At 60.9% G+C, this 26,073-nt stretch carries 23 protein-coding genes; 10 read left to right on the forward strand and 13 right to left on the reverse strand.

The window, feature by feature from the left end; all coding sequences use genetic code 11:
• The first annotated feature begins 3 nt into the window (after positions 1 to 3).
• The 5 genes from ACFQX9_RS03310 to ACFQX9_RS03330 all read left to right on the forward strand — a co-directional run bounded on the left by ACFQX9_RS03310 (position 4) and on the right by ACFQX9_RS03330 (position 4,777).
• A complete protein-coding gene (locus ACFQX9_RS03310) occupies positions 4 to 828 on the forward strand; it encodes an ATP-binding cassette domain-containing protein (protein ID WP_085350866.1) in 825 nt (274 codons plus the stop codon).
• A complete protein-coding gene (locus tag ACFQX9_RS03315; RefSeq protein WP_085350867.1) occupies positions 825 to 2,081 on the forward strand; it encodes a sugar ABC transporter permease in 1,257 nt (418 codons plus the stop codon). The genes ACFQX9_RS03310 and ACFQX9_RS03315 overlap by 4 nt, the downstream gene beginning before the upstream one ends.
• 27 nt (positions 2,082 to 2,108) lie before the next feature.
• Positions 2,109 to 2,837, forward strand: coding sequence for an SDR family oxidoreductase (locus ACFQX9_RS03320; protein WP_085350868.1), 729 nt, complete (start codon positions 2,109 to 2,111; stop codon positions 2,835 to 2,837).
• A 24-nt stretch (positions 2,838 to 2,861) separates the two neighbouring features.
• Complete coding sequence (locus ACFQX9_RS03325; protein ID WP_377786536.1) at positions 2,862 to 4,487, forward strand: FGGY-family carbohydrate kinase; 1,626 nt, start codon at positions 2,862 to 2,864, stop codon at positions 4,485 to 4,487.
• Positions 4,488 to 4,600: 113 nt separating this feature from the next.
• Positions 4,601 to 4,777 carry a hypothetical protein gene (locus ACFQX9_RS03330; protein ID WP_158091523.1) on the forward strand — a complete coding sequence of 59 codons (177 nt, stop codon included), beginning with the start codon at positions 4,601 to 4,603 and terminating at the stop codon, positions 4,775 to 4,777.
• A 23-nt stretch (positions 4,778 to 4,800) separates the two neighbouring features.
• Here ACFQX9_RS03330 and ACFQX9_RS03335 read toward each other — a convergent pair whose 3' ends face one another.
• From ACFQX9_RS03335 to ACFQX9_RS03350, 4 genes are all read right to left on the reverse strand, one after another.
• Complete coding sequence (locus ACFQX9_RS03335) at positions 4,801 to 5,727, reverse strand: calcium-binding protein (protein WP_377786538.1); 927 nt, start codon at positions 5,725 to 5,727, stop codon at positions 4,801 to 4,803.
• A gap of 33 nt (positions 5,728 to 5,760) precedes the next feature.
• Positions 5,761 to 6,003, reverse strand: coding sequence for a hypothetical protein (locus ACFQX9_RS03340; protein ID WP_377786540.1), 243 nt, complete (start codon positions 6,001 to 6,003; stop codon positions 5,761 to 5,763).
• Positions 6,004 to 6,251: 248 nt separating this feature from the next.
• Positions 6,252 to 6,533: a hypothetical protein gene (locus tag ACFQX9_RS03345; RefSeq protein ID WP_377786542.1), complete on the reverse strand. Its 282-nt coding sequence runs from the start codon at positions 6,531 to 6,533 to the stop codon at positions 6,252 to 6,254.
• Positions 6,534 to 6,556: 23 nt separating this feature from the next.
• Complete coding sequence (locus ACFQX9_RS03350; RefSeq protein WP_377786544.1) at positions 6,557 to 7,453, reverse strand: hypothetical protein; 897 nt, start codon at positions 7,451 to 7,453, stop codon at positions 6,557 to 6,559.
• Between the two features lie 136 nt (positions 7,454 to 7,589).
• Between ACFQX9_RS03350 and ACFQX9_RS03355 the strand changes: the two genes are divergently transcribed.
• Positions 7,590 to 7,898, forward strand: coding sequence for a hypothetical protein (locus ACFQX9_RS03355; protein ID WP_377786546.1), 309 nt, complete (start codon positions 7,590 to 7,592; stop codon positions 7,896 to 7,898).
• A gap of 86 nt (positions 7,899 to 7,984) precedes the next feature.
• Here the strand turns inward: ACFQX9_RS03355 and ACFQX9_RS03360 are convergent, their stop codons facing one another.
• The gene (locus ACFQX9_RS03360; RefSeq protein ID WP_377786548.1) at positions 7,985 to 8,377 is read right to left on the reverse strand and encodes a response regulator; all 393 of its coding nucleotides are present in this window, start codon (positions 8,375 to 8,377) and stop codon (positions 7,985 to 7,987) included.
• 197 nt (positions 8,378 to 8,574) lie between these two features.
• Between ACFQX9_RS03360 and ACFQX9_RS03365 the strand changes: the two genes are divergently transcribed.
• Positions 8,575 to 8,880 (forward strand): response regulator, encoded by a 306-nt coding sequence (locus tag ACFQX9_RS03365; protein WP_377786550.1) that lies wholly within the window; start codon positions 8,575 to 8,577, stop codon positions 8,878 to 8,880.
• A 28-nt stretch (positions 8,881 to 8,908) separates the two neighbouring features.
• Here the strand turns inward: ACFQX9_RS03365 and ACFQX9_RS03370 are convergent, their stop codons facing one another.
• Positions 8,909 to 9,061 (reverse strand): hypothetical protein, encoded by a 153-nt coding sequence (locus tag ACFQX9_RS03370; protein ID WP_377786552.1) that lies wholly within the window; start codon positions 9,059 to 9,061, stop codon positions 8,909 to 8,911.
• Positions 9,062 to 9,473: 412 nt separating this feature from the next.
• Here ACFQX9_RS03370 and ACFQX9_RS03375 point away from each other — a divergent pair, with 412 nt between their 5' ends.
• From ACFQX9_RS03375 to ACFQX9_RS03385, 3 genes are all read left to right on the forward strand, one after another.
• A complete protein-coding gene (locus ACFQX9_RS03375; RefSeq protein WP_377786554.1) occupies positions 9,474 to 9,827 on the forward strand; it encodes an MBL fold metallo-hydrolase in 354 nt (117 codons plus the stop codon).
• Between the two features lie 536 nt (positions 9,828 to 10,363).
• Complete coding sequence (locus tag ACFQX9_RS03380) at positions 10,364 to 12,025, forward strand: cytochrome b5 domain-containing protein (protein WP_085350873.1); 1,662 nt, start codon at positions 10,364 to 10,366, stop codon at positions 12,023 to 12,025.
• Positions 12,026 to 13,249: 1,224 nt separating this feature from the next.
• A complete protein-coding gene (locus ACFQX9_RS03385; RefSeq protein ID WP_377786556.1) occupies positions 13,250 to 13,537 on the forward strand; it encodes a hypothetical protein in 288 nt (95 codons plus the stop codon).
• 128 nt (positions 13,538 to 13,665) lie between these two features.
• Here ACFQX9_RS03385 and ACFQX9_RS03390 read toward each other — a convergent pair whose 3' ends face one another.
• The 7 genes from ACFQX9_RS03390 to ACFQX9_RS03420 form a co-directional block, all read right to left on the reverse strand.
• A complete protein-coding gene (locus ACFQX9_RS03390; RefSeq protein WP_338014023.1) occupies positions 13,666 to 14,109 on the reverse strand; it encodes a GcrA family cell cycle regulator in 444 nt (147 codons plus the stop codon).
• Positions 14,033 to 14,203, reverse strand: coding sequence for a hypothetical protein (locus tag ACFQX9_RS03395; protein ID WP_377786558.1), 171 nt, complete (start codon positions 14,201 to 14,203; stop codon positions 14,033 to 14,035). Before ACFQX9_RS03395 ends, ACFQX9_RS03390 begins: the two co-directional genes overlap by 77 nt.
• Before the next feature lie 153 nt (positions 14,204 to 14,356).
• A complete protein-coding gene (locus ACFQX9_RS03400) occupies positions 14,357 to 14,668 on the reverse strand; it encodes a hypothetical protein (RefSeq protein ID WP_085350876.1) in 312 nt (103 codons plus the stop codon).
• Between the two features lie 158 nt (positions 14,669 to 14,826).
• Entirely contained in the window at positions 14,827 to 15,192 is a 366-nt protein-coding gene (locus ACFQX9_RS03405; protein ID WP_094183281.1) for a dodecin family protein, read from the reverse strand.
• A gap of 2,162 nt (positions 15,193 to 17,354) precedes the next feature.
• Positions 17,355 to 23,234, reverse strand: coding sequence for an AAA family ATPase (locus ACFQX9_RS03410; RefSeq protein ID WP_377786561.1), 5,880 nt, complete (start codon positions 23,232 to 23,234; stop codon positions 17,355 to 17,357).
• A gap of 1,650 nt (positions 23,235 to 24,884) precedes the next feature.
• The gene (locus tag ACFQX9_RS03415) at positions 24,885 to 25,067 is read right to left on the reverse strand and encodes a hypothetical protein (RefSeq protein ID WP_085350878.1); all 183 of its coding nucleotides are present in this window, start codon (positions 25,065 to 25,067) and stop codon (positions 24,885 to 24,887) included.
• A gap of 414 nt (positions 25,068 to 25,481) precedes the next feature.
• On the reverse strand, positions 25,482 to 26,073 hold a 592-nt coding region (locus ACFQX9_RS03420; protein ID WP_377786563.1), incomplete at its 5' end, for a Crp/Fnr family transcriptional regulator.

Raw genomic sequence — 26,073 nt, forward strand, 5'->3', positions numbered from 1 at the left:
GACATGACCACGATCTCGGATGCCGATGACGCGCAGGGCGGACCGCGCAAGCCGGTCTTGAGTCTTCGCGGAATTTCCAAGCATTTCGGCGCCGTGTCCGCCCTGACCGATGTTGATCTCGATGTGCATGCCGGCGAAGTCGTGGCACTTGTGGGTGATAACGGTGCAGGAAAATCCACGCTGGTGAAGATCCTTGCCGGCGTGCACCAACCCACCTCCGGAACGATCACGTTCGGCGGTGAACATGTTGTCCTGTCCGACCCATCCATGGCACTCGGCCTCGGCATCGCCACCGTTTTCCAGGATTTGGCCCTCTGCGAGAATCTCGACGTGGTCGCAAACATCTTCCTCGGCCGCGAGCTCAACCCGCTGCGGCTCGACGAGGTCTCCATGGAGCTTCGCGCCTGGACCTTGCTCAACGAGCTGTCAGCGCGGATCCCGAGCGTGCGAGAGCCCGTGGCGTCGCTCTCCGGCGGACAGCGCCAGACCGTGGCGATCGCGCGCTCGCTGCTGACTGAGCCGAAACTCATTCTGCTCGACGAGCCGACTGCGGCGCTCGGCGTTGCCCAAACCGCTGAGGTGCTAGACCTCGTCGAACGCGTTCGCGCACGCGGTCTCGGCGTCATCATGATCAGTCACAACATGGAGGACGTCCGCGCGGTTGCCGATCGGATCGTGGTGCTGCGCCTCGGTCGCAACAACGGCGAGTTCGATCCCGACGTGTCCAATCAGGATCTCGTTACGGCGATTACCGGAGCGGACGAAAATTCTGTCTCGCGCCGCGCCAGGCGGCGCCGCGCCCCTCAGTCGCCGGAGCTTGGGCGATGACCGACGACACGCAACAGGTTTCGACGGCGCGGTTGCTCGACCGCAGTGACGAACGAGTCAAGCACGCGGACACGCTTGGAAACATGATCGGCGCCTTTGTGGACCGTGTGCGGTCGGGTGATCTCGGAGCGCTGCCGGTGGTCGTCGGGCTCATCGTCATCTGCGCGGCGTTCGAGACTCTCAACCCTGTTTTTCTCGCGCCGAACAATCTGGTCAATTTGCTTTTCGATTGCGCGACAGTGGGTGTGATCTCGCTGGGCATCGTCTGTATCCTGATGGTCGGCGAGATCGATCTGTCGGTCGGATCGGTGAGCGGGTTCTCTTCGGCGCTCGTCGGCGTGCTTTGGGTCGCTCAGGATTGGCCGGTCGCCGTGGCGATCGTCACGGCGTTGGTGCTGGGCGCTGCCATCGGCGCGCTCTATGCATTTTTGTTCAATCGTCTGGGTATGCCGAGCTTCGTCTCGACGCTGGCCGGCCTGCTGACGTGGCTCGGCCTGCAGCTGTATCTGCTCGGCTCCTCCGGCTCGATCAACCTTCCGTATGGATCGACGCTGGTCAATTTCGGACAGATGCTCGTCATGCCGTCGATCGTATCCTACGTGCTGGCGGCGGTCGCGAGCGTGGTTATGTTCGTGACCGGCTACCGAACGGCCGCGCGCCGGCGGGCGGCGGGGCTATCGGCCAGTTCGCTTGGCCGCATGGTGCTGAAGGCGCTGCTGGTCACCATCGTGCTCGAATTCGTTGTCTATTATCTCAATCTCGGGCGCGGCATTCCCTGGATGTTTGGTCTGTTCGTCGGCTTGTGCGTGATCATGAATTACGCATTGACGAGAACCAAATGGGGCCGCTCGATGTCTGCCGTCGGCGGCAATCGCGAGGCGGCCCGTCGGGCTGGCATCAACGTTCGCCGGGTCTATTCGACCGCATTCATGTTGTGCTCCACGCTGGCCGCTGCCGGCGGCATTCTGGCCGCAGCGCGGCTGGCATCTTCCAGCCAGCAGGCCGGGACCGGGGATGTGAACCTCAACGCGATCGCCGCCGCGGTCATCGGTGGCACGAGCCTGTTTGGCGGCCGCGGGAGCGCCTATTCCGCGCTCCTCGGCGTCATCGTCATCCAGTCCATCGCGAGCGGCCTCACGCTGCTCGATCTCTCCTCGTCGCTGCGGTACATGATTACGGGCGCAGTCCTTGCCATTGCAGTCATCGTCGATTCGCTGGCACGGCGCTCGCGCCTTTCCCACGGCCGAGCTTGAACAACTCTCATAGGAAAAGGACAAGCCTTGGCCCAGGAACTTGCAGAAAAAGTCGCGGCGATCACCGGCGCCGCATCGGGCATCGGTCTCGAATGCGCTAGAACATTGATCGGGGCCGGCGCGCGGGTAGTGCTGATCGATCGGGCGGAGGAGGCGCTGAGCAGCGCCTGCGTTGCGCTGGGCGATCAGGCGATTCCTTTACGTATCGACCTCACCGATCCCCTGAGCATGGAAGAGATGATGCCGCAGGTGCTGGAGAAAGCGGGTCAACTGGACATCTTCCATGCGAATGCTGGTGCCTATGTCGGCGGCGAGGTGCTTGGCGGCGATCCCGACGCGTGGGACCGCATGCTCAATTTGAACGTCAATGCGCTGTTCCGGTCGATCCATGCGGTGCTGCCGCACATGGTTGAGCGCAAGAGCGGCGACATCATCGTCACCAGTTCGATCGCAGGTCTCGTGCCTGTCGTCTGGGAACCGATCTATACCGCGTCCAAGCACGCCGTGCAGGCTTTTGTGCATACTCTGCGCCGGCAGGTCGCGAAACACGGTTTGCGCGTCGGCGCCGTTGCGCCCGGTCCAGTCGTGACCGCGCTCATCAAGGATTGGCCCAAAGAGAAGATCGAGGAGGAAATGGCGGCCGGTGGCTTGATGCAGCCCGTGGAAGTCGCGCAGGCAGTGCTCTTCATGTTGACGCGCCCGAGAAACGTCACCATCCGCGACCTCGTCATTCTGCCGCAGAGCAACGATCTGTAACATCTTCCGATCGGCGATCCTGAGATGAACAAGCAACCCGATAACCGCCATTTCCTTGGCATCGATGTCGGCACCGGCAGCGCACGGGCCGGACTCTTCGACCGCTCTGGCAGGCTCCTGGCGAGTGACAGCGCCCCTGTTGCACTTTGGCGGGAGGCTGGCGAAGTCGTCGAGCAGTCGAGCGAGGATATCTGGCGTGCCGTATGCCGCAGCGTGCGTAGCGCGGTGGTGCAGGCGGGTATCGCGGCGGACAGTATCGCCGGCATCGGCTTTGACGCGACCTGCTCGCTGGTGGTGCTTGGCGAGGCGGGTGTGCCGCTGCCCGTCGGGCCGTCCGGCGATCCTGCTCGCAACGTCGTTGTATGGATGGATCACCGCGCTGCGGATCAGGCGCGCCGTATCAACCAGACGGGCGAGAAAGTTCTCGACTATGTCGGCGGAACGATCTCTCCCGAGATGGAGACGCCGAAACTGTTGTGGCTCGCCGAAAACATGCCCGAGACGTTCTCCCATGCGTGGCAGTTTATGGACTTGACTGATTTTCTCACTTGGCGTGCAACAGGGAGTTTGTCCCGCTCCATTTGTACCGTGACGTGCAAGTGGACCTATCTGGGCCACGAAGACCGCTGGGACGATCAATTCTTCCGCAGCATTGGCCTCGGCGTGCTGCCGGATGAGCAGTTCCGCAGGATCGGCACCGAGATCGTGCCCGGCGGGACCAGGCTGGCAGCGGGCCTGACGGCGAAGGCCGCGGCCGATCTCGGACTCGCGATAGGTACGCCGGTCGCCGCCGGCCTCATCGATGCACATGCCGGCGGTGTGGGTACGGTGGGGGCGCGCGGAGCAGCGGGCACGGTGCTCACGCGCATGGCCTATGTATTCGGAACGTCCGCCTGCACCATGTCGACCACCCCGGACCCGTCCTTCGTCCCTGGCGTTTGGGGACCCTATTTCTCCGCCATGGTGCCTGGACTTTGGCTCAATGAAGGCGGACAGTCGGCCGCCGGCGCTGCGATCGAGCATCTTTTGCAGATGCATCCGAATTCGGCGCAAGCGACAGAGGCTGCGGGCCAGAAGCAGCAGACGCTTGCCGATTGGCTTGCCTCGGAAATCGAATCACGCGGCGGTGCCGAAATGCTCCCGGAGTTGGTCGGCGAGATTCATGTCGTCCCCGAATTCCTCGGCAATCGCGCGCCGTTCGCCGATCCCGGCGCGCGCGCACTGATTGCGGGCCTTGATATGCGCTCGGATATGGAAAGTCTGCTGGCACTTTATCTTGCCGGACTTTGCGGCCTCGGCTGCGGGGCCCGGCAGATCGTTCGCGCTCAGCAAGACAAGGGCATTGCGGTCGATACGATCGTGGTCAGCGGCGGTGCTGCAAAGAGCCGCCTCGTGCGGCAGGTCCTTGCCGATATGACGGGTTTGACGGTCGCTGCGTCGGCCTCTCCGGAGGCCGTCCTGCTCGGCTCCGCGATGCTTGGATCAGTTGCCTCCGGCGACCATACCGACCTCAGCGAGGCGATGCAGGCGATGTCGGTCTTGGGAGACATCCATCAGCCCCAGGCCGCTTTGGCAGGCTGGGTTGATCAGCGCATGGGAGCCTTCGAGGCTCTGCAGAAGGTCGGCCGGGCAATTAGAAGTGCTTCTTAGCTCTTGCCAACTGGACCCGGCACCAAGCACGGCATCTGACCGGGCCGAGCCGCGATCCTAGACCATCCGTGGTTCTGAGAGCCCATGGGGCAAGGTCGTTGCGATCGTGAACGGTGAGCGCCAATGAGGCAGGACCGCTGCATCCTGGCACGACGCATCTGGTCGCGGACCTGACGGAGAAGTTCGACGACATCAACTGGCTCGTCGCGGCCAAAGGCGGTCGCCAGCGTCAGGGGGCGGCTGAAGGGATCCTGTGGGCGGGGAGTAACCCGGGTCTCGCCCCGCTGTAGGCGGGGCGAGATGCCTGCTTTTCTCAGATGAGGAAGTCGGTCGGGTGCAGGCTCGCGGCGTGGACACCGTCGAGTGTAATGGTGTCGCTCGCCGATACATGAATCACGGCATCGCCGTCGGCATTGTCGCTGATCAGCTTCGACAGCGCCGTCCAGTCCGCAAAGCCGTAATCGTGCAGGTTGATCAGATCGTGCTCGGTCACGGTGCTGCCGACCGCCTTGTTTCCTTGATCGAAGTCGGTGATGAGGTCGTTGCCGGAGCCGGTGTTGAAGACGAAGGTGTCGCTGTTCCCGCCGCCCGAAAGCTGGTCATTTCCGGCGCCCCCGTTGAGCATATCCTTGCCGCCGGTGATCGAGCCCGGTGTTGCGGGATCATAGACCTTTGCATCGCCATACAGAAAGTCGGTGGCCGCTCCGCCGGTGAGGATATCGTTGCCGCCATGGGCATTGCCGGACATGGTCGGAGCGTCGCCGAACAGCATATCGCGCGCATCGTCGGTGTACTCGGTGCTGATCTTGACCGTGAGGATGTCGTCGCCACCCTGGGCGTTGTCGGTCAGGGACGTGGAGGAATCTCCCGACAGCGACGCACCGGCCCAGACGTTTTCGCCGCTCATGGTCAAGATGATGTTGTCGTTGCCGCCATGCGCATCGCCGCTGATGGAGCCGATGGCATCGCCGCTGGCTCTCGCTGAACCCTCCCGGGTGTTCAAGCTGATGTCGAGCGTGTCGTTGCCGCCCTGCGCCGTGCCGCTCATGGAACCACCGGCATCGCCGGCGTACACATTGTCGAAGCCTCGCCAGCCCACAGCGCCCGTGATGGTGTCACTGCCGCCGTGCGAACTGCCGGACATGCCGCCGGCGACATCGCCGAAAGCATGCACGTTGGTGTACATCGAGTGGTCTTGGGTATCGATCGTGTCGTTGCCGCCCCTGGCGTCGTCCGTCATCGCCTGGGCATCGCCGACCACGAGGGCGGCGTTTCAGCCGTAGTTGACGTTGACCGTGAGCGTGTCGTTGCCGCCGTGGGACTGGCCATGCAGCGTCGTGTTGTCGTCGCCAAAGATCGTGACCTCTGCTTCGGGCTGAGTGATGGTTGCGGTCACGGTGTCGTTGCCGCCCCAGGCGTCCGTTGTGGTCGGAAAGTTCGGATCTCCGATGGCGGTTTCGATTTGGCCAAATTGGTCGAGCAGGATGTCGATGGTGTCGTTCGGCAGATGCTGCATGGCGTAACTCCCATTTCATTGTCGGAGGCGGGCCTGGCATCGGCAAAACTCTTGAGCGATGTGCCGTGACCACGCTTCACGGAGACGAATCTAGTTTTTGTCGATGGCGGAGATTTGCTGGAATTCGGGACAGAGTTTGTTCGCGACAGGTTTCGCTGCGCCGTGCGGGAAACTGGTCGTTGCGCACTCGCGATTGCGATGTCGCCCCGCGCGTCGGGGTACGACATCGCCGCTTTGATTTAATTCCCTCAGATGATGAAGTCGGTCGGATGCAGGTTCGCCGCGTGAATCCCGTCCAGCGTGATCGAGTCGTTGCCGGAGAGATGAATCACGGCATCGCCGGAAGCATTGTCGCTGATCAGGCTCGACAGCGCCGCCCAGTCCGCGAAGCCGTAATCCTGCACATCCATCAGATCGTGTTCCGCTGCGGTGCTGCCGACGGCCTTGTTGCCCTGATCGAAGTCGGCGATCGTGTCGTTGCCGGAGCCGGTGCTGAAGGCGAAGAAGTCGCTGTTTCCTCCGCCCCACATCCAGTCGTCGCCCGCTCCGCCGTTCAGCGTGTCGCTGCCGCCGGTGATCGAGCCTGCGTCGCCGGTTCATAGATTCCTGCATCGCCATACATGAAATCCCGGCCGACGGCGCCATTGAGAATATCGTTGCCACCATGAGAATGACCGGCCATGGTCGGCGCGTCGCCGTACACTGACGAGACCGCATCCGCGTACTGGCCTTCGATCTTGACGGTCAGGACATCGTCGCCGCCCTGGGTAAGATCCATCAGGGACGTCGACGAGTCCCCCGACAGGGTCGCGCCGGCTATGGCGCTGTCGCCGTTCAAGGTGACGGTCATATTGTCATTGCCGCCTTGCGCAAGGCCGCGCAGGGCGCCGATGGCATCACCGCTGACAGTCGCCCCGCCGTCCATGGTGAGCACGCTGACATCGAGCGTGTCGTTGCCGCCGTGCGAGGTGTCGATCATGGAACCGCCGGCATCGCCGGCGAATTGGTTGGCGCCACCGCGCCACCCGATCGAGCCGGTTATGTCGTCATGGCCGCCCTGCGCGTTGCCCGACATGTCGCCCGCGACGTCGCCGAAGGCCGAGACAGTGGTGTAGACCGTGCCATGGGCATCCGCGACGATGGTGTCGTTGCCGCCGTTGGCGTCGTCGATCATCGATTGGGCATCGCCCACCACGAGAGCGGTGTTCCAGCCGCCGCCGATATCGGCGAACAATGTGTCGTTTCCGCCTTGCGAGTGACCAAGCAGCATCGATTGGTCATCGCCGAAGATCGTGAGCCTCGTATTGAGCTCGGTGACGGTTGCCGTCACGGTGTCGTTGCCGCCCCAGACGTCCTTGGCTGCGGGAAATCCGAGATCTCCGTACACGGTCTCGATTTGACCAAACTGGTCAAGGATGACGTCGAAGGTATCGTTCGGCAGATGCTGCATGGCGTAACTCCCATTTCATGTCGGTAGCGGGCCTGACGTGTGCACCAGTCTTGCGACACGCTTGATCGACACGCTTCACCGGAAGCAAATCTGCCCTTGGTAAATGGCAGAGATTTGCAAGAATTCAGGAGAGAGTTTGATTGCTCGCATGGATCTGCGGTCGCGCTACGAGAAAGAGAATGTTGATGGAACTGTCGGCGAGGATCTACCGCGGATTGGCGCAATCGACTGCGAGCTTACTTCTCCTCTGGTTGGGATGAAGTGCCGCTTTCTCCGTCGTCATTTCCTCGATCAAGTCGGCGATACCCTCTCTCGCGATCTTGTCAGTGACAAGAGACAACAACCGGCTATGGTGCGCGATCTTGTTGTCGATCTCATCGCATTTGCCGCACGTGAGCATACCCTGCGCCATTGCAGGCAGAGCGAACGAGCCACCTGGGACTAAAAAATGTTCATTGCCGAGCTTCGTTCCTGCCGCCATGGACGGTTGGGACGCTGGCTTGCTGTGCGAGCCAATGACGGCCGCGGTTTTTACTTGTGCGTCGGAGGGACCTCATTGAGGAGCTTCGAGACCGCAGTGACAAGCTGGGCCGGTGCAAGCGGCTTCTGCAACAGGATGCGATTTGGGACGCCCTGCGAACCCCAATCGTTCGCCGCAGCGCCCGTCATGTAGACCACGGGAAACGTCGGCTCTCGTTGTCTGAGCTGTCTGGCCAATTCCCAACCGCTGAGCGTGCCCTTGAGGTTCACATCCGCGACGAGCGCCCGGTACTCCTTCATGCCGCTTCTGAAGAGAGTCAGAGCTTCCTCGGCAGACGAGAGGATGTCAGTCGCGAAGCCTGCCTCCAGCAGGGCTTCCTCAACCACCGCCTGCAATGGGTATTCATCCTCCACCACCAAGATGAGAGGCGACGGCGCTGTCATGTTCACTCCGTCTCGGAACGCTGGAACTTACCTATGTTGAGGCGGCTTTGTTCCCTGAAAATGTGTCCAAAAGTGAACATAGGCCGATCCGAGGGCCCCAGGGAGCTGGCCGGCTGCATGGCGGATATCAAGGCCGACGAGACGGAGCATGGGCGCACTCTCAATCTTCCGTTGTGGAGGACGTAGCGCCGATCCGCATGATGGTCTGCGACATGCTGGAGGAGTTGGGCCACAAGGTCATCGCCGAAGCGGGCACCCTGAAGGAAGCAATCGAGGTCGCGCGGGTGGCTGACTTCGATCTGGCCATTCTCGACCTGAGGCTTGTCGATGAAACGACTGAACTGGTGGCGGAGATCACTCGTGGTCGCGGGTTGCAATTTTTCTTCCTGACCGGCCACACATCCGATGGATTGCCGGGCGGCTTCCGCAATGCTCCCCGATTGGAGAAGCCCGTCCTCTGCTCCGCGCTCGCGAAGATGATCGAAAACTGCGCCAGGTCTTGACCAGCGAACAGGCCGCTCGCGGCGAGCTTCACGCTGCCAACTTGCCCTTCGCCAAGCTTTCAAGATGCTTCCACGCCAAAGCGGCCCTCAACCACTTCAAACGCTCGGCAGCACCGGTCGCGGCGACCGCTTTGCGCATTGCGGCGATGGCCTCTGCTTGATGGTCAAGGTCTCCGGTCATCGGAGCGATCATTCGCTCGAATTATTAAAGCCGACGAAAATTTACGGCCCGGAAAACTACCGGCTTGCCCCGCCGTGGAGCCTCCATCCAAGCCCTGTGCTCGCTCAGTCCGGCGCCATCCGCTCGCCTCGTCCTGCGAGATAGGCATCATATGTTAAAGCGCGACTCGGCAATTGCAGCCCGCCGATAACCTGGCAACAGGCTGGGGACGCGGGACGATGGCACAGTCACGCTATCCGTTGATCCGGAGGTGGACACCGGAAGAGCATCAACAGCTGCTGGTGATGGCGGCGGCTGGGCGCCGACCCGACGAGATCGCCCAGGCGCTCGGCAGGACAGAGCCGGCCGTGCGAGGCCGCGCCAACCTGCATAACATCCCGCTGCGACTGGTGACGCAAAAGCGAAACGGCCCATGATCAAGGGCGCGTTTGGACCAATGCCGATGGACTATTTCGTGTGGCCGGCGAGGGGAGGCGGCCGCATCTTCGTCATCGACACCGGCTTCAATGCCGAGGTCGCGAAGCAGCGCAGGCGAAATTACCTGCGCTGCCCGGTAGAGACGCTTGCCGCGTTCGATATCGACGCTGCCCACGTCAAGGACGTGATTCTCACGCATCTGCACTACGACCACGCCGGCAATTTCGACCGATTTGCGCATGCGCGGTTTCACGCTTCAGGAGCGCGAGCTTGCCTGTGCGACCGGGCGCTACATGCTTTATCCTCGGCTGTCGCATTCGTTCGAAGTCGAGGATGCCGGGAAGCGTAGCTGTGCACGTTACATCGGTGCGGTCGCTGCTCGCCGACGAGACCTCGACCAAATGGCTCGATGCTGCCGTGAATACCAGGCTGCCTTGGGGCGCAGGGTACCGGACCCGCTGCCGGGCGCCAGGGCGCCGCCATTCGTGCCGGTGCTGCCGATGATGCCTGTACCGCCGAGTATACCGCACCGTCTGGCTGCTGGCTGCGAGGGCCGATGAAAGGATCGGGTAGGTCCGACGACCTTTCGCACTGCCCGGTCGCTGCCTTCGGAAGGCGGCGCCAAATGTCGGTTCGTAGACGAGGACCGAGGTTTGCAACGCAGCGCCAAGCCGACGCGACTGGCTCATCCTCAATGGAAGTTGGCGCTCGGTCGGCGTGTTTGCTCACGGAGGCCGATGACCGAGGAACTCCAGAACTCTATTTGGCGTGCGACAAGATCCTTTATTGCCAATCAGCCCGGCGCTAGTCTCGAGCCCATTGAGGCGCCGTAAACTTATTCCAGCCGCGAGTTGAGGGGCGTTCGTTGCATCGGAAGGAAGATGGATGAGGGCAGTGATCGTCGGTGCGGGAATGGGCGGGTTGATGACGGCCTTGGCGCTGCGTCAGTCGGGAGTGTTCGCATCGGTCGATGTCTACGAGCAAACGAAGGTGCCTAGCACCGCAGGCGCCGGGTTGAACATCCCGCCCAACGGGGCGCGAATATGTCGTTGGCTAGGCGTCGACCTGGATGGGGGAGATTCCAAAGGCCCCGACGGGGTCATTGACGGCGGCCGCGCGGCAATCCTGGAGTCGACACGACAGTTCAACGCAGATGGGAGCGTGACAAAGAGGCCATTCGATCATGTCACCGCCGCAGGCGACGGCGCCGGCTTTCATCACATGCACAGGCTGGACCTTTTGATGTGCCTGTACAAGCGAGTGTCCGACTTCGGTATCGACAGCGGCGCGCCATGCCCGATCGCGGTGCACATGGACTGCAGACTGACGCAGCTGCGTCAGACCGCAGGCGAGGTAATAGCGACCTTTTCGAATGGTCGAACCGCCACGGGAGAGCTTCTCGTAGGTGCGGACGGGATCAACTCTGCGACGTTACAGCTGGCGTGGCCGAATTCGCGTCCCAAGCGTTGGACGGAGGTAACCTGCTTTCGAGGACTCATTCCGCGGACGGGGGTTGCGTCCCTCCGCAAAGCGAACGGTAACCCGCTGGACCACAATCCCATCAACTCCTTCAGCATGGACCGCCATCGGGCGGATAGGAGCGGCGCGACCACGTACTGGGTACGCGGCGGCGAGTTGTTGAACGTGTGGATCGCGCATTATGAGCCTGAGTCCGCCGCGTTCGAGCAGGAGGAGGGCGACTGGTTTCCCGTCAGTCAGCAGGAGATCGTTCGCGAGGTCGGCGAGGCATTCGCGGGCCATCCCAGCAGAGACGACCTCATCGCTCTGTCGGGGGCGATCGTTCGTCCTACCAAGTGGGGTCTCTACGATCGCGATGCGCTCGAAACCTGGGTGCAGGGCCGCATCTGCCTGCTCGGTGACGCGGCGCACCCGATGCTTCCCACATTCGGTCAAGGAGCTGCTCAGTCCTTCGAAGACGCCGCCGCCCTTGCCAGCGCGTTTGCGCTTCACCAGCGCGATGTGCCTACAGCCTTGTTGCACTACGAACGCGTGCGGCATTACCGCGCTACCCGCTTTCAATTGGGATCCAAATTCGCCTTCGACCATTTGCGAGCGAAGGACACCGCTGAGCAGAAGGCGCTACTGGAGAGACTCGATGAGCGTGTGAGTCCTGCCTTTGCCCACGATAAGCGCGGCGGCGAGGACGATTCCTGGATCTACGCCTACGACGCCCGCAAGATCGGCAGCGAGTTGCCTGCCAAGAGGCTAGGTCCGTGGGACTTCCGCCGAACCGCCAAGGTAAGGTACGGTGGGATCAAGCTCTGGATGCCCGCCAATCCGGCGAAGGGTACGCGCCGCGTCACGCGCGAAGAGGTCGCTCTGCACAACACACAGAACGACTGCTGGATCATCATCTCGGGAAAAGTTTATGACATCACCGAGTGGGCCCCTCATCACCCTGGCGGCGCTGGAATCGCACGAATGTACGCTGGCAAGGAGGCCACTGCCGAATTCGGTGACTATCACAGCACCGAGGCCGTCGCGCACATGGCAAATTTTTGCGTGGGCGCTCTCGTCGAGAATTGAACCACCTCGTCGTAGCCGGGCACCCGGCGGCACTGCCGTAGGCCGCATCCGAGCCGCGCCATCGACCCGCCTCGCACATCGCGAAGAGAATTCCGACAGCCGGTAGACTTCCAAATATCGTGCCGGCTCGCGACGGCTGAGGCGCACGACATTCGCGGGCCAACGCACTTACCGTCACGCGAGACGACCGCATCGGTCGCCGAGGCGAGTAATGCCATTCGAGTTCTGGTCGTGGAGGATGAAGCTCGGATCTGCAGCTTGATCGAGGACGCCTTTTCGACGGCGGTTTCGAGGTGCCTACTTGATCAATTCGGGGGACGGTCGCGCGGACGACGAACCGGCCGCGCGAGTAGCCGCCGGAAACCGAGGCTCGCAATCCTCGACCTGCGCCTCGAGGAAGCCGTTCGCGACAATGAGCGCCTTGACCGCCTCCCGGGTGTCTCGACCTCAGGCAGCGATGGCCTGGTCGGCGGCAGCCTCCAATTCGAACGGTACCGGTCGGGATGGCTCCCGATCCCGATTCACTAACCCAAGTCTACCTAAGTATGGTCACTTCATACCTGCGCGCGATGGCGCCGACCAAGGGCTAATGTTACTGATACATCCAGACTGAAAAGTAACGGAACCGGCCCTGCGAGCCGGCAGTTGCGGGACGAGACCGGCGGCGTAGCGCCCGCCGGCCCTTCTCCCGATCTAGCGGCGCTTCGCCGCTCAACTGACGCTTACGGCCGTAGTTTGTGCAGAGAGTCCGCCATGAGAAACATCGCCGACCTCCTGATGTGGTTCAGACGGGGAAGCCCACGCGTGTCCAATACTCAGGTTGCAGCTATGGCTGAAGATCGATCCAGCATGGCTGATTTTGTCCGGATCCTGCAGGCCTGCGATCAAGCCCAGTAAGACAGGGGTTTGGTGCGAGCGCGTCAGTCCGTGATGCGGACGTCCGAGCAAACCAAAGCCAAGACCTCACACCACACTGCGTCCAGCTGTTTATGCCTAGCACTTCCGTTCAGGGTCAAACAGCGACAAGAGCAGAGGACTCTGATTTGCAGCTTCGGGCAAACTGCGGAAGTCACTCGGCTCCAGCCTTGGTTCAGTTCGGCGCTGATGTCAGTCAGCCCCAACGGTTCGCGCGCCGCATACAATGAAGCTAGCGCGGGATTCTGCTAGGCCCGGGCCGGGCCCAGCAACCGCCTGCTGAGACATCCAATGACTTCGCACTCTTGATTGGCCCCGCGGCTGATCGAACAATTAAAGGTGCGGACGGTTAAAGCACGGCTGATGCAATCGTTCCTCGCGGCGGAACAGGTGAGTTGGCCGCAAGCAGCGCCTTATCGTTGGCAAGCATCGCTTTTCGAGCGCACGACGATCGCCATCGACGTTGCGGCGTCATCGATATCGACGGCAGGTCATTCAAAGGGCCAGATCCGGCATTACGGCTTCCACTTCGTGCCGCTTAGTCGAAGATCTCTTGAATCGGTGACATGTCGGCTTTCGGCGGCAAACCACAAGTAAGTTCAGCCTAGCATCTACCGCTGCTGTTGACTCCAAGCAGATGAAGCCTTGGGATGGGTATACGACTGCCGAACCCGTCGAACTGGGCCAGGGACTTGCGGGAGCACAACCACATTCTTGGTGAGCTCTTAGCCAGTGTTTCTGACCGCCTCTGCCAGCATGGAGTAGAGCTGCTGCTTGCTGAATTCCTTGGGCGGCTGCCTCTGCACTGCGTTCCGCGACACCTTCCGTGCGACTGGACGGGCGCAGGCAGCCGACGAGGTCGGCCTCAGCTTCGGGCGCGGCCTTATCTTGGGCGTTGCTGTGGGCGGCTTGTGGCCGCGCTTCAAGCCCAGACGGGTCAGCATGCCGCAGACCGCGTTACGACTGCACCCGAGACGACGCGCAATCTGCGCCGCGCTCTGTCCTGCGGACCAGAGCCTGTTGAGGAGCGCTATGTCTTTCGCATCCCAGCCCATGAGAGATATTATAGCGCCGGCTGCCGAACACGCCAGTCTAGTCTTCGTCCGGCTCGCGCACGACCGGCGGTTCGTCGGCGTCATCTTTCTCTTCGTCGTCCTCGTCGTCTTCATCGGGATCTCTTGGCGGCATCGCGGTGCCCATAAGCACAAGCGGTGTCCAGTAGATCGCGGCGGTGGAAAATGCTTTGAAGGTATGTTGCTTCATGTGGCTGCTACTCCTCGAGAATACGCGTAGTTCGCATATTCATGGCGGACGGCACGCGCGTCCAGGGCGCGATCGGTGCAAACGAGATGGAAACATCAAGTCGACGACATGAGCAAAGGAGGGCAACCGGCACGCAAATGGCGGCGTTTTCAGCTACTTTATGCCCGAGAACTCATTCGGCTCTATGTTCACCAAAACCTCGCCGGTGGTGATTTCGGGAACTCCAAGATCGAGGTCATGTAGACTTGCTTGAACAAACGCGAGTATCTTGTCGTTCGCTGCATTGGCGCTTTCGCGATCGTCAAATATCATCACGGCGATACCAACGCCGTCGCCCGCATCCAGAACTTGGTAAGATCTGAAGCCGTGCGATTGCCTTAGGATCTGGCCGACGCCGCTCTTGGCGCGGCGAGCGGCGTCCGCTACCGAACGAACCTTGGTGTACTTGCGAATGACCATGTACATGAGGCCACCATCACGCCTCGACGCATCAAAGCATATCGGTCCCGGTCGGACTAGGGCCAACTTCCGAGACCGGGCCACAGTGTCCGGCTAGGCGAACAGGGCAACGCGCCTTTTCCAATGAGTCCTCCTCCCCCGCGCATGGGGCGAGGTGCTGAGGCTCAGGAGCCCTCGAACTTGAACGATACGTTGAGCTTGGCGCGATAGGCCTCGACCTTTCCCTTGCCATCGAGCTGCATATCCAGCTTGACGACCTCTGCAATGCGAAGATCTCGGAGAGATTTTGCAGCTTGCTCGACCGCATTTGCGGCGGCCTTCTCCCACGAGTCGTTGCTGGTACCGACCAGTTCAATGACCTTGTAGACGCTATCAGGCGTGTCGTCCTCCTGTCCGGGATGACGAAGGAAATCTAGCATCAGGATCTCGACCCCGATACGGGGATGCCGTCCGGAGCCGGAAAGGGACAAAATTGCATTTGGCGGGGGCAGCTTTTGGCCGGAGCCAACCTGCCGGGCCAGCGCCATCATGTCCGCTCCTAGCGAGCAGACGGAAAAACGTCCGATTGCCTGTCACTTTCCTGTTTGACCCGGTGCCGACCATTTCAGTCTCGGGTCACTCGATCGCGGCTGCTGAGACTAACCAAAAATACGAACCGGCTAAGCCGTCCAAGCCCCTGGCTCCGGCGCTTGCCACCAGGCAGGGATTCGCATCCGTGCTGGCTTGCCCTTGTCCACCTGCTCTAGCGACGGTCTGTAGATAGCTATCGGTCAGATCTCATGATTGGCCGCGGAAGCAGGAGCACTACATTGATCTGGCGATCGAGGATCGTCGTGGCGATGATCGTCGTCTTCGAACTCATCGTGGCGGAGCATTTAACTTAGTGCTAGAGACAACCCTCGCTCAGGCCGGCAGACCGGCATCACATCCACAATCTTGTCTCCCGACCGGTTGCGCTTTCACATTGCCATGCCAGCGTGGAGATCGGTCCAAATCTTACCGCAGCGTCGCCCATCAACCGGGTGGTTGCGTCGCGGACCGAGGACAGGATCGTCGCCCGGCGAAACGTGGACGGCTCGATTAATTGAGCGCGCTGCCGCGTATTGCCGCCAAAGTGAGCTTATGAATTCGGAGGCCAGGCCCGCAATTAATCCATCACGCTGCCAGATTTAAGCCGCATGGGGCCCATATCGCCGCGAAGGCTTTGCCGGAGGGGACGCATTGGCGCGAATATCGGTGTTCGCAGTGCAATAGATCTTGCTCACTGTCCATTCGGTCTTGAACGAGGAGCAGAAGCCCTCCGTGGCCGCGTCGTTCCTTCTTGCTCGCAATTTGCGTTCGACCTTTATGGATCACTCGGCCTCGAGCTTCATGCCTTTCGGCTCGGCCAGAGATCAAAGAGCGTCAAGATGTTCTGCCGACCCCCGCCGCCCTGGAGCAGGACAACGCGACATGCTCGCGATGCTGGCGACGCTGGAGTTCTCGATCTCTGCTCTGTCGCGCCTTGGCCCCTGTCGCTAGCGCCCTGAAACCTGAACAGCACATCCTGCATGAGCCTCATCCCGCAGGATGCGCTCTTCAGAAGCTAGAACCGACAGCTATCAGCGGCAGCCGTAGCGACCGTTAATCAGAACGCGGAGACATGCCGTGCCAACCGCGGCCGCGCCAACGGCCGCGCCGCCTACGACCGCGCGCCATGTGGTGCGCCGTGCAACGCCGGCGACTGACACGAGTGTCAAGGGGCGCCCGACGCGCAGGGCGCCAATTTCCTCTATGTGCGCCGTAATGGGCCCTAGGGTTACCGGATCAACCAATTTGCAGCGCCGCGCGCCAATCAGCGTGAGGATGATTGGGGGGGCGTGCCCCGAATCGATGTGGTTTGCCATCGAAGCCGTGTGCGAGCGGCCACTAATCCTTACCTCCTCGTGATCTATGGCCTTTCCATGCTCGATCTAGTGGAAGGCGGATGCACTTAGGACGAAGTGATGCACTGGCGCGAGCGGTTCAGGGCTCGCTGCGGGGCGGCCTGACGTTGCTCAGCAACAAGTCCACTGCCAAGATCGACACGCTGGTCTATCGCATCAATCACGCCCCAACCGCGCCCTGTTTCGCCGGGGCAATTCGGAAGAGCGGAAATCGATCCATTGCCAGTGATCGTCCCTGAGGCACGGCTTACGGGCACCGAGTCGGCCATAGGCTCGATTGCCGCAGTGGCTGACGTGACGAGCGCGAACAGAGCGATGAGAACGAGCGGCGATGTTGGATCAGCGGATCCCCGGTTCGAGCCCTGGTGCGCCAACCATATCAAAACTGTTCGTGTTCAATTAAATTACGGATGGGGTCGACGAGAACAAGGCGGATCTGGTGCGACGTTTTTTGCGTATCGTGCCCCGGATAGCAGTGCGACTTATGCTTTTCCTTTGTTTCTGCATCTTCGCGCAATGCGATACGGTGTGCAGATTAAACGGCACAGGTCGATTACGCGCTCGTCGTAGAATAGGATACCAAGGCGCGCAAATGCACAACCTGTTTTGCCTAGTCGCCTCGTGATCCCTCGACCGTTTCTGCGACAGCTTGGTGATTTAATCCCCGTCGCGGCAGCCAGGATCGGCAGGGCTGCGATCGACTTGATCTTCTCGATCGCAAAGCGCGAGGTGCGTGCTCGAAGTTGGAACCAGCAATCCGGCCATAATCAAGAAGCGTCGGCAGGGTGGGCTGGTACGGTGAAGTGAAAAATTGCGCCGTGGGGCTGGTTGCGCGTCACCCACAAGCGTCCGGCATGCGCTTCGATAATCGAACGACAGATCGACAGTCCCACCCCCAAACCGCTGGGCTTCGTCGTGTAGAAGGGGGCGAAGGCGTGCTCGAAGGTTTCAGAGCTCATCCCCGGTCCCGAGTCCTTCACCTCGACGAGAACACCGTCCGGTGCACCCTGCGCGGTGGTGATCAGCACTTTCTTGGCTCCATTCGCGACCGTGCCGATTGCCTGGACAGCGTTGATAATCAGGTTGAGAACCACTTGTTGCAATTGGACGCGGTCGCCCTCGACAAGCGGTAAGCTGTCTGCAAATTCCGTCTGCACTGAGATGCCGTTCTTCATCGCTTCGCCGCGGGTAAGCTCAATAACGTCCCTGATCGCCTCATTGATGTCCAAGCGATCCTTCCGGGGCGGTGCTTTTTTTACGAGATCGCGAATTCGTTGGATGATGTCGCTGGCCCGAGCGGTATCGTTCATAAGCCAGTCCAGTGATTCCCTGACCCTCTCAAGATCCGGCGGATTTCTGTCCAGGAAGCGCGCGGCCGCACCAGCATTCATGGATGCCGCGGCAATCGGCTGGCTCACTTCATGCGCGATCGAGGCCGTGAGTTCGCCCATGGTGGCGAGGCGGTTAGCGTGCGCAAGCTCCTTCTGTATCTCGCGCAGCGCCTCTGCGGCCCGCTTCTGTTCGGTGATGTGCCGTCCAACGCCGCGATAACCGATGAAGTGCCCGGACTTGTCGAGCACCGGTAGCCCGGAGACGGACACGTAGCGCTTGCCGCCATCGGGCGTAGGGCGCGCGAGCTCGAAATCGCGGAACGGCAGGTGGGCATCGAGCGTCTCCCGATGCTTGCGCCAAGCCTCCTCGTCGGGCTCCAAGTAGGGCACTTCCCAGCGCGTCTTACCAAGTTCAGAGTCCGACGCGGGTGCGTCGACCATGCCTTCGGCGAATTCCTGGCGAATGAAACGATGCCGCGCATCGGATTCCCAGTACACGTCGAAAGAGAACTGTACGAGAGTCCGGAAACGCTCCTCGCTCTCCTGCAGAGCCACTTCCGATCGTTTGCGCTCCGTCAGGTCAACGACAAAGGAGACACCCTGGTCTCGTTGTTCGTCGAACGCAGCCATGCCGATCAACACCGACACGCGGCTTCCGTCCTTGCGGAAATACTCTTTCTCGAACGGCTGCACGCTACCCATCTTTTTTAGTTCCGGGATCCACCATCGCTCGTGGCGGTCGAGCCATTCAGGCGGCGTCAGGTCAGTCCAGCGCAGGCGGCCCGAGACGAGATCCTCACGGTCGTATCCCGCGATGTTGAGAAACGCATCGTTGGCCTCCAGAATCGAACCTTCAAGCTCCCAGATGATGATTCCGATGATGTTGGCATCGACAAGGCGTCGGATTTTCGCTTCCCGTTCTCCGAGATCGCGGTACAAAGCCGCATTTTCCAGCGCGATTGCTGCCTGTGAGGCGAGCAGCTTCAGCACCGCAATTCGCGCCGGTGCAACAACGTAGGGCGTCAGTGTATTCTCGAGGTAAAGCACGCCGATAACTTTCGCACGGTTGATCAGGGGCATGCAGAGAATGGAACGAGCGTTGCGCTGATTAACGTAGGGGTCCGCGGCAAAGGGAGGCTGGACCGTGGCATCCTCGAGAACCGCGCACTCTCTGGTTCGCAGTACGTAATGGAGAACGGATTCGGGAAGGAGATCCGCGGTCACCGCTGTATTGCGCATTTCAACAGTAACTTCATCGCCGGTTGTGGTGGCTTCCGCTTCGATGCGCGGCTCGGTGTCGTGCGACAGGATCAGCAGACCGCGTTCAGCCCCTGCTTGTTCGATGGCAGTGCGCATGAGCGTCTCGATAAGCGTCTCCAGAACCATCTCACCTGACACCGCTTCCGACACCTTGATGACAGTGGCGAGGTCGAGATGCTCGACCGGCGCTCCAATCGTGCTCATCGGGCCTGGCTCTGATCTCGCCTCCCTGAGGTGCGGATGCATATCCTCAAGTTGCCGCACTTTGCCGTCTGCCCCCCAACGAACATAGCAGTCGCGCGCTCTCCGCAAATAGATGCCAGAAAAGTCTTCGAAACCACGCTCGCCGTAAAACCGCGCGGCCAATTCATAAGCGAGCGCCTCGTGGTGGACGAAGCCGTTGTCGCGAGCGGAGCGGATGGCTTGTTCATAGAGACGCTCCGCGTCCAGTTCTCTGCCTTGGAGACGGGCGATCTCGGCGCCGGTTAGAATAGCGCGGTCCGCGAAATTCTCCGGGCAATTCTGTGCCCACAAATCGAGCTGCGTGTGGTGCCCAGTCAGGGCCTCAAGGTGCCCTTGACGTTGTTCGGGCTGTGCCGAATTCCAGCATGCAGCGTGCGATAGCGCTGCATAGAACTCGTATTCCACCGTCTCGAGTAGCTGCGGTGGTGACCACGGCAGTCTCCGTGCCTTCGATGCGGCGTCGACGGCCGACGAATAGTCGCCGGCAAAGAAGCACGCTTGCAGCTTGCGGATCCAATACCAGCTCTCGGGCAGCGCGAATGCCGGATCGGCGGCCAAACGCCGTTCGAACCGAAGCTCGTCGGACGGGTCGTCGTGCAGAGCGCCGAAACGCCGCGTCAGGCCGCGCAGCATACGGATTAGCCCAACCTGCGGCATTATGATGTCGGCCACCAACGCAAACTTCGCCTTCTTGCTCAACTGCAACCCGTGCTCGGCTTCGCGCTGCGCTTCTGCAAGCGCATCGCCCGCCGCAAGGAAATTCGTATTCAAGCTGGCGCAGCTGAAGGCCGCGAACGTGACATCGCCACTGCTACTCGCGGCCTCAAATGCCCGCTGAAAGGCGTCTCGGGCATGCCGGAGCTGCTTGGTCCATGAAAGGACAAGGTTGCCGTAGTTCAGGTAGGTCCTGGCGTGCACGCGCGAAAACCCGCACCGCTCGACCAGCTCAGTGCCGATACGGCTGAATCGAAGGCCCGCCTGATAGTCGCCGAAGCGCGCGCCGGCAATGGCGCCGAACATGACGTAAGGAACGCATGAAGCATCGTTGTTCCCCCACTCGAGGCTGATCTCCACCGCTTTTAGGGCCACCAGTGAGCGAAGGTTCGCATCAGTGAAAAACGCCGGCGGCATGAGCGCCGTCAAAAGATCTATGGTCGCTAGTGCGAGTGCATCACTCATTAGCGGCAGATCCAATAGCTCCTCGACCGACCGATTCCCGAGCCGAGATCGGACGTGCTCGTATTCGCGTCGGACGTCATCATCGCTTGGGTGGACTACCCATCGAATCCCGAGTTGTTCCAGATAGCTGAGACCGGCGCTAACCGCGCGGTCCGGCTCACTGAGCGCCGTATACAGATCCACCCGGCGGCGCGCGACGACAGCAAGGTCGGCGGCGGTCGCGGTTCGCGTCGTCAGCTCCTGTAAGCGCTGTTCTGCCTCCAGGACCGAGCCGGTCACGAACTCGCATTCGGCGCGATGCAACTCGAACGCAAAGGCAAGCTGCTGGCGTTGTTCCCAGCAGTCGTCTGGTAACATTGCGGCACCGGCAGCGGCATAGTTGAGCGATGCCGCGTAGGCCGCCGCCCCCCACGCGCGCAGGCTGGCTGTCAGATTAAGCTCTGCGAGTTGCTCGCGTTCGTCTCGCGAGGTGATCAAGGACTCGCCACGGTTGAGCTGGTTAACGATCTCGAAAATAGCCTTCTCCCACTTCTCCCGGGGGGTCTGCGCCAGTAGCTCCCGACCGATTCGCAAATGCAGCGCCGCGCGTTGATCATCAGCAATCAGCGAGTAGGCGGCTTCGTGCACTCGATCGTGGACAAACCGATACACTCCTGGCTGGTGCTCGACCAATTCCTGGCGAATGGCCTCCCACAGATCCGCGTGTACCCGCTGCTCGGAGCGACCGAGGACGATCGAAATTGTCCTCGTGTCGGCGACGTTGCCGAGACAGGCCAGCCGCTGCAGCGTGATCTGCGTCTCGGCAGGCAGGCGGGTCAGCTTTGCGATCATCAGATCCACGACATTCTCGGTGTGGCCCTTGACGCGAATGCGAGCGAGATCCCAGCACCAGAACCGTGCGTCATGATCGAAGCGGACCAATCCCTCTTCGGCAAGCGCCTGAAGGAATTGAATCACAAAGAATGGGTTGCCGGCCGTCTTATCGTGAATCAACTTCGCGAGTGGCGCGGCACGCTTCGAATCGCAGCGAAGAGCATCGGAAATCAAACGCGAAATGTGTGAGCTGGCAAGCGGCTCTAAAATGATCTGCTGCACGTTAGCGCCAGCACTCTTTATGGCCTCAAGCCTGTACCACAATGGATGAGCGAAAGTGACCTCGTTGCCGCGAAAGGCGCCGATGAGCATCAGGTATTGCAGATCGGAGCGGGTTAAAAGGTCCTCAACCAGATCGAGCGTGGCGGCATCGACCCACTGGAGATCGTCGAGGAACAACGCCAATGGATGCTCGGACTGTGCGAATACCCCTATGAAGCGCCGGAGCACGAGACGGAAGCGGTTCTTTGCTTGCTGCGGGGGGAGCTCAGGGACGGGTGGCTGCTCTCCGACGATCAGCCGCAATTCAGGGATCAGGTCGGTAACGAGTCGTCCATTGGCGCCCAGCGCACCATGAAGCGCTTGGCGCCAGTGCGTCAGCTCGGCTTCGTTCTTGCTCAGAAGGAACCGCACGAGGCTCTGAAAAGCCTCCACTACCGTTGAATAGGGAATATCGCGTTTGTACTGGTCGAACTTGCCTGATGCGAACAGCCCGTGGGACGGAACGAGGCGACGATGGAGCTCATTGACTACCGAGGATTTACCAACGCCGGAATAGCCGGTAACCAGCATCAATTCCGGCGCGCCGCTCTTGATCATCCGGTCAAAGGCGGACAGCATGGCTTCAATCTCGCGGTCCCGTCCGTAGAGCTTCTCAGGGATCCGCAGTCGGTCGGGCGTGTCGTATTGTGCGAGCGCAAACTCTTCGACGCGGCCTCCGGTTTCCCATTCGATCAGGCAGCGGCGTAGATCATGTTCGAGGCCTGAAGCGCTCTGGTAGCGTTGCTCGGCGGATTTGGCGAGCAGCTTGAGGACTATGGTCGAGATTGTAGCCGGTACAGTGCTTACCCGCTCGCCGGGCGCCACTGGCTTTCGCGCAATGTGGCAATGCACCCACTCCATGGAATGTGCCGCTGAGAACGGCAACGAGCCGGTCAGCATCTGATAGAGCGTAACGCCAAGTGAATAGAGGTCACTGCGGAAATCGATCGAGCGGTTCATCCATCCGGTCTGTTCGGGCGCCATGTAGGGCAGCGTGCCCACGATGAATTCCGGCGGCCCAGGGGCGCGTCGCTCGCGGGCGAGGCGCGAGGCGATACCGAACCCGGTGAACCGGACCCGTTCGTCCTCGCAGTTCACCATAATATGCGCCGGCTTCACGTCCTTGTGGACGAGGCCGCGTTGGTGCACCTTGTTCAGGGCTGCGGCGATGCCGATCGCGAGCTGCAAAAAGCGTCCGATGTCCATGGGCGCACCAAGCAACTGTTCGAGCGGCTGGCCACCAGGATCCTCAAGCAGCAGCACTGGACGGTCACCATCGCACTCCAGCCCGAGCGGCCGCATTGCCCAGGTCTCATCTAATTGGTCTTTCAGCGCAAACTCGTGATCAAGACGATCGAGGAGGCCGGACGAAGCGTGTTTCGCCTTGGGAAGTACCGCCAATACAGTTCTGCATGCGCCATCGGAAGCCGGACGCAATGGCCGACAAAAGATGCGGTCATCGTCCTCCCATAGCACTTGGAACCTGCTGTCCATGCGCATCAACCCAAAACACTGGGTTCAACCCCGAAGCCTCCGCGTGACCAATGTCAGGTGAGGAGGTACTGTGTTGCGCTCTGTGGCCACATCGACACTGCCATAAAAGCGGGGTTCTGCCCAGCGTAAGCTGCGGCGCCAGGCAGATGACGGCGAGAAAGCCGAAGCGGCGCTAGCCGGACATCAACCGTGATCGCGCGCGAGCCGGCGGGCGAATTCAGCGGTGTATCGAACTCGAAATATGCTGCCCGATGCGTCGCCCCAACTTCTGCTGGCCGTCCGGACCGGCTCGAATGCGAACGGCTTCTGCGGCTCAGGTGTGGTCTGGGCACCGGATTGCTGTGCGGTGCGGCCCACGAGCTGATTGGCTCATAAAGCGGACGCGCACCGCCTTTGATTTCGGTCGCCGGCCTTCATCCTACTCAGTGGTAACAATCCGTGGTTAATGTCACCATCATTCAGAATTCAGAGCTATCGGATGTAGGCGCGCCAGCCGCTGACAGCGCCCTTTACATCCCGCGGCGTCGATTGGCTTCGGCGCTGGCGTTTCGGTTCTCATGTTGTGCGCGGATCGGCCGATCCGTCGACCGTGCAGGCCACAGCCTCAAATAGCAGTTTGAGATAGTTGCAGGTCCTGATTTGCACTTATGCGGCTGTGTCGTTGGTTCGTTGGTTCGAACGTTTGTGAGATAGTACGACGTCCGAGGACACTTCCTGAAAGTAGCTCAAACTTGCCCATGATGGACTGGAGCGAGAGAGGATGATCGTACCGGTGGTCATCCGCGCAGAGGGTTGAATTGCTGGTCGGCATCGTGAGGTCCTCCCCAGGCGGCGCGGGAGAGGTTTGTGCCCGTTAACAGCGGCGCCGGCCGGCGTGTCGCGCCCTTGGGTTCCTGAGATGATCAGAGCGGCCTGTCCCGTTGCGCAATGCAGCTTACATGGGAACGTCAATTGTCGCACATCTGTGTCGACGAGCCTGGATTTGTACGGGGTTCGCCAGCATAGGCGGGCCGGTGCTCACGAAGCTGGGGCATGAAAGCAACAGTCCACAACACGTTGCACCAGCGCACCACTGTTAATTTGCGCGATCGGGACGATTCAGGCCTGCTCTCTGCAACGAACCTAGTAGCTGCGGGGGATGACAATGACTGTCACGCGTGCGATTGGCGCTGCTGCCTTGTTTCTGATGACGCTTAGCTCTGAAGCCTATGCTGCGCGCCAGCACAGACCGGGAGAGCGGATTTCTTGCTCAGAGGTCAAATACTACGTTGCTAAGTATTCGGCGGCCCTGGCTGAGATGTATGCCCGTAACCACGGGGCCACCGGCGCCCAGATCGAGCGGGCGCGGCGTTGCTTGGCCTCGAATGAGGCTGCCGAAACAGGGCAACGCAGGTCCTATAGCGAATGAGCATGACGCAGCCTTCGTAATAAAGCGCGCTGGCCGGGGATATCCTGCAAGGTCAGGGCTGTACGCCTACCCGCGGTCGCAGCTGACGATCGAAGTTAGCTGATTGCCTTGCACGCGCAGATAGGCCTTCCGACTAGTGGCCAGGCGAGCGCGCGATTGCACACTCGCACGCGAGGCCGCTCCGCAGTCATGTCCTCCTCCGCTCATCGCATGCTGATTCCCAATCATCGGTGTCGGGCCATATCCTCTTATCGCTCCAATTTGGTGCCAAAGGCTGTCGCAGCAATTGCACGCTCGACCTCGGAAGCCAACACGCTCAGATGATCGGCGAGCCTCGCGAACAACTCTCGCTTTTGCAGGTCGGTGGCCAGATCGCTGATCGATTTGCAGTCGGCTGCGGCTTTGAGGAGGTTCTCCAGCTGCTCTTGCATGTCTCTCATCATCTGTGTGCCCCAAAGGCACCCTCGGCTTCATTCAGTTGAACCGATTGAGGCGTACTTGAGCTCCCGCCGATCCATTTCCGAACGGAGCGATTCAGCATAGGTGCGCAGATTGTCACCGACAACGCGGGAGCGTCCGCCATTTGCGCGATCAGTCAACACCAGTCGCCGCACGCTTTCCCAAAGAGAGAATAAGGTCTGATCTTTCGTTTGAAAAGTTCATCCACAGATCCCCAGTACATGGCGCGCCGATAGTACCGCGTACCTCATGAGCGAGATTGTTCGGTCGCGGACATTGCCGTGGAGAAGACAGGCGCCCGTTGCACATTGGCCACATCGTTCATGTCCGGGATAACGGTTGATCACGCCGAAAGGCGCGATGGTTTGCGGCATCCCCCGTTTCAGTTACTGCGTCGGCAGAACCAAAGCGCGAGATCGGGCTGCATTCATAGAGAAGATCCCCTCGATTTCGAGACGCATGGTATCGTGGCATTCGCACGCCACCGCTGCGAGCCGCAATGGATCAATCTCGATTTCTCCTCGCCGTTCAGATCTGATCGCTCCGGAAGCGCGCAGGTTGCGCATCAGGAGCGTCACTGTCGTTCGTCGCACACCCAGTATTTGCGAAAGCGCCTCTTGGGTGAGTGCGAGGACGTCGTGGTCGGCACGGTCGCGAAGATGGAGCAGCCAGCGTGCCATGCGGGCTTGGGCCGGATGCAGCGCATTGCAGGCGCCGCCGATTTGTAGCTGTATCAGCATCGCTTTGAAATGAATCTGGACTGCGTGGCGGATCGCGGGGCTTCGGCTAAAAGCGGCGTGGAATCGCGATGAGGGGATCCGCGAGGCGATGCCCGCGGCACGAACGACGGCGGTAACGGCCGAAGGGGACGGCCCTAGCACGGAAAGAGTGCCTACTGCTCCCTCGCGCCCTATTGCGGCGCTGGCGACCGTCTGTCCGTTGGCCATGTCGATCATCACAGAAATGGCGCCACTATGA

It is taken from the genome of Bradyrhizobium sp. GCM10028915 (assembly GCF_042666195.1).
In the GTDB taxonomy this organism is placed as follows: domain Bacteria; phylum Pseudomonadota; class Alphaproteobacteria; order Rhizobiales; family Xanthobacteraceae; genus Bradyrhizobium; species Bradyrhizobium canariense_D.

Excerpts from the sequence above, each read along its gene's own strand:
- ACFQX9_RS03310 (WP_085350866.1), top strand. The coding sequence starts at position 4 with ATGACCACGATCTCGGATGCCGATGACGCGCAGGGCGGACCGCGCAAG.
- ACFQX9_RS03315 (WP_085350867.1), top strand. The coding sequence starts at position 825 with ATGACCGACGACACGCAACAGGTTTCGACGGCGCGGTTGCTCGACCGC.
- ACFQX9_RS03325 (WP_377786536.1), top strand. The coding sequence starts at position 2,862 with ATGAACAAGCAACCCGATAACCGCCATTTCCTTGGCATCGATGTCGGC.
- ACFQX9_RS03335 (WP_377786538.1), bottom strand. The coding sequence starts at position 5,727 with ATGACGGACGACGCCAGGGGCGGCAACGACACGATCGATACCCAAGAC.
- ACFQX9_RS03340 (WP_377786540.1), bottom strand. The coding sequence starts at position 6,003 with ATGCAGCATCTGCCGAACGACACCATCGACATCCTGCTCGACCAATTT.
- ACFQX9_RS03345 (WP_377786542.1), bottom strand. The coding sequence starts at position 6,533 with ATGTGGGGCGGAGGAAACAGCGACTTCTTCGCCTTCAGCACCGGCTCC.
- ACFQX9_RS03350 (WP_377786544.1), bottom strand. The coding sequence starts at position 7,453 with ATGCAGCATCTGCCGAACGATACCTTCGACGTCATCCTTGACCAGTTT.
- ACFQX9_RS03360 (WP_377786548.1), bottom strand. The coding sequence starts at position 8,377 with ATGACAGCGCCGTCGCCTCTCATCTTGGTGGTGGAGGATGAATACCCA.
- ACFQX9_RS03365 (WP_377786550.1), top strand. The coding sequence starts at position 8,575 with ATGATGGTCTGCGACATGCTGGAGGAGTTGGGCCACAAGGTCATCGCC.
- ACFQX9_RS03370 (WP_377786552.1), bottom strand. The coding sequence starts at position 9,061 with ATGACCGGAGACCTTGACCATCAAGCAGAGGCCATCGCCGCAATGCGC.
- ACFQX9_RS03375 (WP_377786554.1), top strand. The coding sequence starts at position 9,474 with ATGATCAAGGGCGCGTTTGGACCAATGCCGATGGACTATTTCGTGTGG.
- ACFQX9_RS03380 (WP_085350873.1), top strand. The coding sequence starts at position 10,364 with ATGAGGGCAGTGATCGTCGGTGCGGGAATGGGCGGGTTGATGACGGCC.
- ACFQX9_RS03390 (WP_338014023.1), bottom strand. The coding sequence starts at position 14,109 with ATGAAGACGACGAGGACGACGAAGAGAAAGATGACGCCGACGAACCGC.
- ACFQX9_RS03395 (WP_377786558.1), bottom strand. The coding sequence starts at position 14,203 with ATGAAGCAACATACCTTCAAAGCATTTTCCACCGCCGCGATCTACTGG.
- ACFQX9_RS03400 (WP_085350876.1), bottom strand. The coding sequence starts at position 14,668 with ATGTACATGGTCATTCGCAAGTACACCAAGGTTCGTTCGGTAGCGGAC.
- ACFQX9_RS03405 (WP_094183281.1), bottom strand. The coding sequence starts at position 15,192 with ATGATGGCGCTGGCCCGGCAGGTTGGCTCCGGCCAAAAGCTGCCCCCG.
- ACFQX9_RS03410 (WP_377786561.1), bottom strand. The coding sequence starts at position 23,234 with ATGCGCATGGACAGCAGGTTCCAAGTGCTATGGGAGGACGATGACCGC.
- ACFQX9_RS03415 (WP_085350878.1), bottom strand. The coding sequence starts at position 25,067 with ATGCAAGAGCAGCTGGAGAACCTCCTCAAAGCCGCAGCCGACTGCAAA.